The sequence below is a fragment of the Stenoxybacter acetivorans DSM 19021 genome (genome assembly GCF_000745895.1).
Lineage (GTDB): Bacteria > Pseudomonadota > Gammaproteobacteria > Burkholderiales > Neisseriaceae > Stenoxybacter > Stenoxybacter acetivorans.
This window is the reverse complement of the sequence record NZ_JQKE01000091.1, coordinates 1-7,178: the sequence shown is the minus strand read 5'-3', so window position 1 is coordinate 7,178 and position 7,178 is coordinate 1. Positions and strand designations below refer to the sequence as shown.

The window sequence follows — 7,178 nt, the reverse complement described above, 5'->3', positions numbered from 1 at the left end:
GGTTTGGTTGATGTGGGTTTTGAAAAGCATTTTCGTGTCAATCATGGTAATGATGAGTTTTCCGACGGTAAGGGCAATCATGTAAACGGTATTGAAAGCTTTTGGGGCTTCGCTAAACACCGCTTGGCGAAGTTTAAAGGTATTCATAAGCACTTATTTGAAATTCATCTTAAAGAAACTGAGTTTCGTTTTAACCATAGAGAGCAAAATATCTATAAAATCTTGCTTAAATGGTTTAGAACCGAGAAAATTTAGTTGTCTTGTTTTTACCTTGTTTGGTTGTCTTGTCCCTAATTTTTATGTGTATTTTGTGTTTCAATGCCGTGAATTTATTGGCTTTAAATCGCCAGTAAATCTTCCTCTTTTTTTGCCAGCATTTTGTCGATTTCAGCAATATACTTATCTGTGGCTTTTTGAATGCTTTCTTCACCGCGCCGTGCTTCGTCTTCGGTGATTTCTTTGTCTTTCAGCATTTTTTTAAACTCATTATTGGCATCACGCCGTACATTGCGCACCGCCACACGCCCGTCTTCGGCTTCGCCGCGTACCACTTTAATCAAATCTTTGCGGCGTTCCTCTGTAAGCATCGGCATGGGCACGCGGATTAAATCACCCATAGATGCGGGATTTAAGCCCAAATTGGAATCTCGGATTGCTTTTTCAATGGCAGAAGCCATATTGCTTTCATAAGGCTTCACGCCAATGGTGCGCGCATCAATCAAGGTTACATTGGCAATCTGACTCACCGGCACGGGGCTGCCGTAATATTCCACATCAACTTGGTCTAATAAACCCGCATGCGCGCGTCCCGTACGCACCTTTGCTAAATTATCGCGCAGTACATCAACCGATTTGTGCATTTTGTCTTCTGCGTGTTTTTGAATGTCGTTAATCATTTGTTTTCCTTTTTTTTCAAAGCGGTTTACCTGTTTTTCAGGCAGCCTGAAGCTGTGTAGCCCTGCATACTATCGTAAACCGTTACGTTTCTTCAAGGCGGTTGTGTTACGCCTTGTCTTGCATATTGTGGTGCGTCAGCACAAATCCCGCTCGGCGGTAGGCAGCAAAACGACTGCGCCCCAAAGCCAAATCGTCCACACCCGCACCGATAATTTCCAAGACCCGTGCAGGCTGAATGGGTGCATCGCTCCAAAAAGCCGTACTCATATTCAATACCACCGTGTCAGCGGCGATTTCAGGCAATTCATCACCGCAACCCAAAGCCACTTCATTTTGAGCGGGCTGGTTTTGTTCTGTCTGCCAAACACAATGCGGTACAAATGCCGTTGACGAAAACGTCCACAATAAAGTATTGATACGCTGCTGCTCGGCTTCATCTGCCAGCCAAACCAATACCCGCCTGCCATCTTGATGGGCTTTTTGTGCCAAACGGCAAGCAAATTGCGGTATGTTTGCCACATGAACGTAAAACACCGCTTCCGGCATCGTTTACAACCCTGCTTGTTGGCGTAAATAACGCAGCAGCAGCGGCACAGGGCGGCCCGTTGCGCCTTTGTCTTTACCCGATTTCCATGCTGTACCGGCAATGTCTAAATGCGCCCAAGCATAATTTTCGGTGAAATAAGACAAGAACATGGCAGCGGTAATCGTACCGGCGGGGCGGCCGCCAATGTTTTGCAAATCGGCGAAATTTGATTTCAATTGCTCTTTATATTCATCAAAAAGCGGTAATTGCCATGCTTTATCATTCACTTGGCGTGATGCAGCCAGTAAGCCGTCAATCAAATCCTGATTATTACCCATTACGCCGCTGGCAATATTGCCCAAAGCAATCACACACGCTCCTGTTAAAGTAGCAACATCAATCACGGCTTTGGGGTTGAAACGCTCGGCATAGGTGAGTGCATCACACAAAATCAAACGGCCTTCGGCATCGGTATTTAATACCTCCACACTCAGCCCTTTCATGGTTTTCACCACATCACCCGGTTTATTGGCATTTCCTGCCGGCATGTTTTCGCACGTTGGTACAACCGCCACCAAATTCAGCGGTAATTTCAAGCGCACGGCGGCACAGAATGTTCCAATCACCGAAGCCGCACCGCACATGTCAAATTTCATTTCGTCCATGCCTTCGCCCGGTTTCAATGAAATGCCGCCGCTGTCAAACGTAATGCCTTTGCCCACCAATACAATCGGCGCATCATTCGCATTGGGTGCACCGTTGTAGCGCAATTCAATCAAATAAGCACCCTCAACACTGCCTTTTGCCACCGACCAAAACGACAGCATACCCAATTCTTGAATGGCTTTTGAATCCAGTATTTTGGCTTCTGCACCCAATGCTTCAGCCGCCGCTTTGGCTTGCTCTGCCAGATACTTCGGGGTGCAGACATTACCGGGTGCATTACCCAAATTTTTACATAAACTTATACCGTGCAAGGCGGCATCTGCCGCTGCTAAGGCTGCCTGAAGATTGTGTGTTCCTGTATAAAAAATGACATCAAGCAATTTGGTCGGTTTGGTTTCTTGTTTTAAGCCGTCAAAACGATAAGCCGCCGCACCCAAAGCCAACACCAGATTTTCCAATACAGAGGAAGCAATTTCTGCATTCAAATCCGCCAAATTAACGGCAATGTGCTCTTGTTTTACTGCCCATGCAGCCGCTTCGGCTGCGGCTTTTTGTACAGCGGCACAATCGGTTTTATTTAAACGCAAAACAGCGGCAGACACCAGTTTTCCGTCTTGTAAATATTGTGCGGCGGCAAAAGTTTGTTCACTGCTGCCTGCTTCTTCACACAAGGCTTTAATCATTGCCGGCGCATCGGCTTTGGTGCAACACGGCGCGTCTTCAGTACAAACAAATAAAACAGCGGACGTATTTTCAAGCTGTAATTTTTCGGTTTTTGTGCTAAATTTCACTATTTCACTCCTGATTCAAAATGCCCTTATTGTAACGCAAGTGGCTGCCTGAAAGTGTGCCTTAAGGCTCATCATGATTTATCAACGTCAATTCATCAAAGAACTCTCGTTTACCGCTGTTGGGGTGTTTGTTGTCCTGCTGGCGGTATTGGTGTTTACGCAAGCCATTAACTTATTGGGGCGTGCCGCCGGCGGCCGTGTGGCAATTGATGCAGTTGCCGCGTTGGTGGGCTTTTGGACAGTGGGTTTAACGCCGCTTTTATTGATTCTCACCGCCTATATCAGCGTATTAACCATACTCACCCGCTATTGGCGAGACAGCGAAATGTCGGTGTGGCTCTCTTGCGGCTTATCGTTGCGGCAATGGGTGAAGCCCATTTTGCAATTTGCCGTACCGTTTGCGGTATTGGTGGCAGTGATTACCTTGTGGGTACAGCCTTGGGCAGAAATGCGCAGCCGCGAATTTGCCGAAATTTTAAAGCAAAAACAACAGTTGTCTCTGGTGGAAGCAGGCGTATTCAAAGAAGTGGGCAAACACCCGCCGCGCGTCTATTTTTTGGAAGCATTTAACAGTGAAAATGGTGAAGCACGTAATTTATTTGTGCGTGAATACGATGATGATACAGGACGCGACAGCGTGATTTTTGCACGCGAGGGTCAATTTCATACCGAAAACAATAATCGGGTTTTAGAATTAAAGCACGGCTATCGCTACAGCGGCATACCCGGCAAAGCAGATTATGAACGCGCATCATTCCAAAGTTTGAGCTTGATAGTGAGTGCCGCACCCAAAAGCATTGACCCCATTCAAAATCGCCGCACCGCAGCCACCGTTGATTTACTCGGCAGTGCCAATCCCGTGTATCAAGCAGAATTGATGTGGCGCATATCCTTGCCGTTGAGTGTATTGATTTTGAGTTTACTGGCACTGCCTTTGTCGTATTACAACCCGCGCAGCGGACATACTTATAATATCCTCATTGCCATTGCTTTATTCTTAGTCTATCAAAACGGTTTAACTTTCCTGCGTAATGCGGTAGAAGACGGCAAACTACCAATGCTTGTGGGACTGTTGCCCATGCACTTATTGATGTTGCTTGTGTTCGCGGTGCTGCTGCGGCTACGCAATCAGCCTGCACAAAGTTTTTGGCAAGGGCTCGCTACGGCTTTGAGGGTGCGGACATGATAATGAGCTTATTAAGCCGCTATGTTTTGCGCCAATTAAACTTGATGACAGTCTATGCTTTGTTGGCACTGTTAAGTTTGTACGCTTTTTTTGATGTTCTGGCAGAAATCGGCGACATGGGTGAGGGAAATTACAGCGGCGGCAAAATGCTGTTGTACGTGTTGATGCAAGTGCCGGCACACGCTTACGAACTGATGCCTTTGGCTGTATTGGTGGGTGCATTGCTGGCATTGAGCCAATTATCGGCGTCCAGCGAGCTCACCGTCATCAAAACCAGCGGTATCAGCGTGAAACGGCTGATTGGCATGTTGCTGCAATTCGGCGCAATATTTGCCTTGCTGACTGTTTGTTTGGGTGAATGGGTTATGCCCACAATCGGGCAATACGCTGCACAATTTAAACTCAATGCCACGCAAAACTCCGTGAGTGCCAACACATCAAGTGGCATCTGGATTAAACAGCCCAACGCCATGATTAATGTAGCGGAAATGCTGCCTGACGGCAGTCTGCGCAACATCAACATCTACCGCCACAATACACAATTTGAATTGGAAGAAGCCATTCATGCAGAATTTGCCGTACCAAATCAAGACAAACACAATCCCATGTGGCATTTGCATGAAGCAGCACTGACGCGTTTGGGAGAAACAGAAACCCAAACACAAAGGTTGCCTGAATTGGATTGGCAAGTGGCCGTTAATCAAGAATTGCTGAATGTTTTATTGGTTGTGCCCGAGCAAATGTCTGCTAATGCCCTCAATACTTATGTACGCTATTTACAGGAAAACCACCAACAAACCATGCGTTATCGCTTGGCATGGTGGCGTAAACTCACCTACCCCTTTGCCTGTTTGGTCATGGCACTGGTGGCATTGGCGTTTACACCGCAGCAAAACCGACACGGCAACATGGGCTTAAAACTTTTTTTCGGCATTTGTCTGGGGCTGGCGTTTCACTTTGCAGGGCGGCTGTTTGGCTTCACCAGCCAGCTTTATGGCGTACCGCCGTTTTTGTCTGCTGTTTTGCCCTCAGCATTGTTTGCATTGGGTGCGGTGTGGCTGATTCGGCGGCAGGAAAAACGCTGAATGCTGCCGTCTGCATGGCTGTTTGCCCGAATAATTGACAACTACGGCGACATCGGCGTTACTTGGCGGCTGGCACGGCAGCTACGCGATGAATTGGACGCAGACGTACATCTTTGGACTGATAACTGGAGCGCAACCCGAGCCTTAATTCCCGCCTTGCCCGCACAAGAAACGGAAACACAGCTTAACCGAATCACCATTCACCCTTGGCATAACAACGAAACCGTTGCCGCACAATGCCGCCATTTACCGCCGCCGCGCTGGCTGATTGAAATGTTTGGTTGTGATGTACCCGAATCAATATTAACCATCATCAAACAGCATCAATCCCTGTGGCTTAATTGGGAATATTTAACTGCCGAATCCTGGGCAGAAAACCTGCACACGCTGCCCTCTTTGCAAAGCAATGGCATTGCCAAATATTTCTGGTTTATGGGTTTCAGCGACAAAAGCGGTGGTTTACTGCGCGAATCGAACTATGCCCAACAAAAAGCGGTATTTTTAAACAACCCTGCCAAACGGCAAGCCTTTCATCGCCGATACAGGCTGCCTGAAAACCACCAAGGGCAGCTGTGGCTGATTTTTGCTTACGAAACACCCGTGTGGGTTCATTGGTTTCACACTTGGCTTCACATCGGCAAACCCATGACGCTGTGGCTTGCCGGCGATACATTTCCCCGATCACTGCGCCAAGCAGGTATCTTACCCAATCACGCACTGACACAAGATGGCGATTCATGGCAATGCGGTTCACTCACACTCACCCGTATTCCGTTCGTACCGCAAACCGATTTTGATAAATTGCTGTGGCTCGCCGATGCTGCTGTTGTGCGCGGTGAAGACAGTTTCGTGCGGGCGCAATGGGCGGAAATCCCTTTTTTTTGGCACATTTACCCTCAAGCAGACAACGCGCATTGGGCAAAACTTCACGCTTTTTGGCAAAAAGCCATGCCGATTACCATCCAAACTGTTCAGACAGCCTTTCAGGCAGCCTTTGCTGCCTTATCTGATGAATTAAACGGTGTTACCACATTAAACAACGACGAACGTTTACACCATTGGCAAACACTAACGCAATACCGCAGCACCCATCAAAATATTTTGAACCAATGGGCACAGCAGCTGGCCGAACAGCCCTCAGCCATGCAAAAGCTAGCCAAATTCACTGAAACTGTTTTAAAATAATCGTTTTATTTTTGAAAAATTACTGGATTAACAACATGAAAACCGCACAAGAATTACGCGCCGGCAATGTATTTATGGTAGGCGGCGAGCCTATGGTGGTGCAAAAAGCCGAATACAATAAATCCGGACGCAACGCCGCCGTAGTGAAAATGAAATTAAAAAATCTGCTCACCGGTGCGGCCAGCGAAAGCGTTTACAAAGCCGATGAAAAATTTGACGTGGTGGTTTTGGAACGCAAGCAATGCACCTACAGCTATTTTGCCGACCCCATGTACGTGTTCATGGACGAAGAATTCAATCAATACGAAATCGAAGCCGAAAATATTGGCGATGCCATTAAATTTATCGTTGACGGCATGGAAGAACAATGTGAAGTTACCTTCTACGATGGCCGCGCTATTTCCGTGGAATTGCCCACCATTATCGTGCGTGAAGTGGAATACACCGAACCTGCCGTAAAAGGCGATACCTCCGGCAAAGTAATGAAAGCCGCCCGCTTGGTTGGCGGTGCAGAAATTCAAGTTGCCGCCTACATTGAAATCGGCGACAAGGTCGAAATTGACACCCGTACATTTGAATTCCGCAAACGCGCTTAAATATTAAATCATCATTTTAAAGAAAAGCCGGCTGAATATTTTCAGCCGGCTTTTCTTATAGCTGTACTATTATTTTTTCAAAAAAGAAAACATAGCCTATTCAGCAGATTTCAGATAATTAGTCGTCCCTGAAGAACCTGATCTAAAATATTCAAACAACTTGTCAAAAATCTTGTCTTAAAAACCTAAATAAAATTAAATTTTTTCGACAAAAAAACAACCATGTCAACAATTTACGGAAATTGT

Annotated in this window: 8 protein-coding genes; 5 read left to right on the top strand and 3 right to left on the bottom strand. The window is 46.7% G+C overall.

The features are described from left to right. Positions 1 to 255: transposase (locus Q384_RS10280; protein WP_037587798.1), on the top strand; the 255-nt coding region annotated here is incomplete at its 5' end. A gap of 83 nt (positions 256 to 338) precedes the next feature. On the opposite strand, the gene frr is transcribed toward Q384_RS10280, so the two are convergent. The 3 genes from frr to Q384_RS10265 form a co-directional block, all read right to left on the bottom strand. After that, positions 339 to 896, bottom strand: coding sequence for a ribosome recycling factor (frr, locus tag Q384_RS10275; RefSeq protein ID WP_037587796.1), 558 nt, complete (start codon positions 894 to 896; stop codon positions 339 to 341). 106 nt (positions 897 to 1,002) lie between these two features. After that, complete coding sequence (locus Q384_RS10270) at positions 1,003 to 1,443, bottom strand: DNA polymerase III subunit chi (RefSeq protein WP_037587794.1); 441 nt, start codon at positions 1,441 to 1,443, stop codon at positions 1,003 to 1,005. Positions 1,444 to 1,446: 3 nt separating this feature from the next. Next, positions 1,447 to 2,880, bottom strand: a complete 1,434-nt coding sequence (locus Q384_RS10265) for a leucyl aminopeptidase (protein ID WP_037587792.1) — start codon at positions 2,878 to 2,880, stop codon at positions 1,447 to 1,449. Between the two features lie 73 nt (positions 2,881 to 2,953). On the opposite strand from Q384_RS10265, the gene lptF reads away from it, so the two are divergent. The 4 genes from lptF to efp are packed head-to-tail and all read left to right on the top strand — an operon-like array spanning position 2,954 to position 6,932. Further along, a complete protein-coding gene (gene lptF, locus Q384_RS10260; RefSeq protein WP_037587790.1) occupies positions 2,954 to 4,066 on the top strand; it encodes an LPS export ABC transporter permease LptF in 1,113 nt (370 codons plus the stop codon). Between the two features lie 2 nt (positions 4,067 to 4,068). Then, entirely contained in the window at positions 4,069 to 5,151 is a 1,083-nt protein-coding gene (gene lptG, locus Q384_RS10255; protein WP_037587788.1) for an LPS export ABC transporter permease LptG, read from the top strand. Then, positions 5,152 to 6,336, top strand: coding sequence for an elongation factor P maturation arginine rhamnosyltransferase EarP (gene earP / locus Q384_RS10250; RefSeq protein ID WP_037587787.1), 1,185 nt, complete (start codon positions 5,152 to 5,154; stop codon positions 6,334 to 6,336). It abuts the gene before it with no gap. Between the two features lie 35 nt (positions 6,337 to 6,371). Then, complete coding sequence (gene efp / locus Q384_RS10245) at positions 6,372 to 6,932, top strand: elongation factor P (RefSeq protein WP_037587785.1); 561 nt, start codon at positions 6,372 to 6,374, stop codon at positions 6,930 to 6,932. Positions 6,933 to 7,178: the final 246 nt, after the last annotated feature.

What these genes read in the sequence shown, in the direction of transcription:
- lptF (WP_037587790.1), top strand. Translation starts at nt 2,954, where the DNA reads ATGATTTATCAACGTCAATTCATCAAAGAACTCTCGTTTACCGCTGTT.
- lptG (WP_037587788.1), top strand. Translation starts at nt 4,069, where the DNA reads ATGAGCTTATTAAGCCGCTATGTTTTGCGCCAATTAAACTTGATGACA.
- earP (WP_037587787.1), top strand. Translation starts at nt 5,152, where the DNA reads ATGCTGCCGTCTGCATGGCTGTTTGCCCGAATAATTGACAACTACGGC.
- efp (WP_037587785.1), top strand. Translation starts at nt 6,372, where the DNA reads ATGAAAACCGCACAAGAATTACGCGCCGGCAATGTATTTATGGTAGGC.
- frr (WP_037587796.1), bottom strand. Translation starts at nt 896, where the DNA reads ATGATTAACGACATTCAAAAACACGCAGAAGACAAAATGCACAAATCG.
- Q384_RS10270 (WP_037587794.1), bottom strand. Translation starts at nt 1,443, where the DNA reads ATGCCGGAAGCGGTGTTTTACGTTCATGTGGCAAACATACCGCAATTT.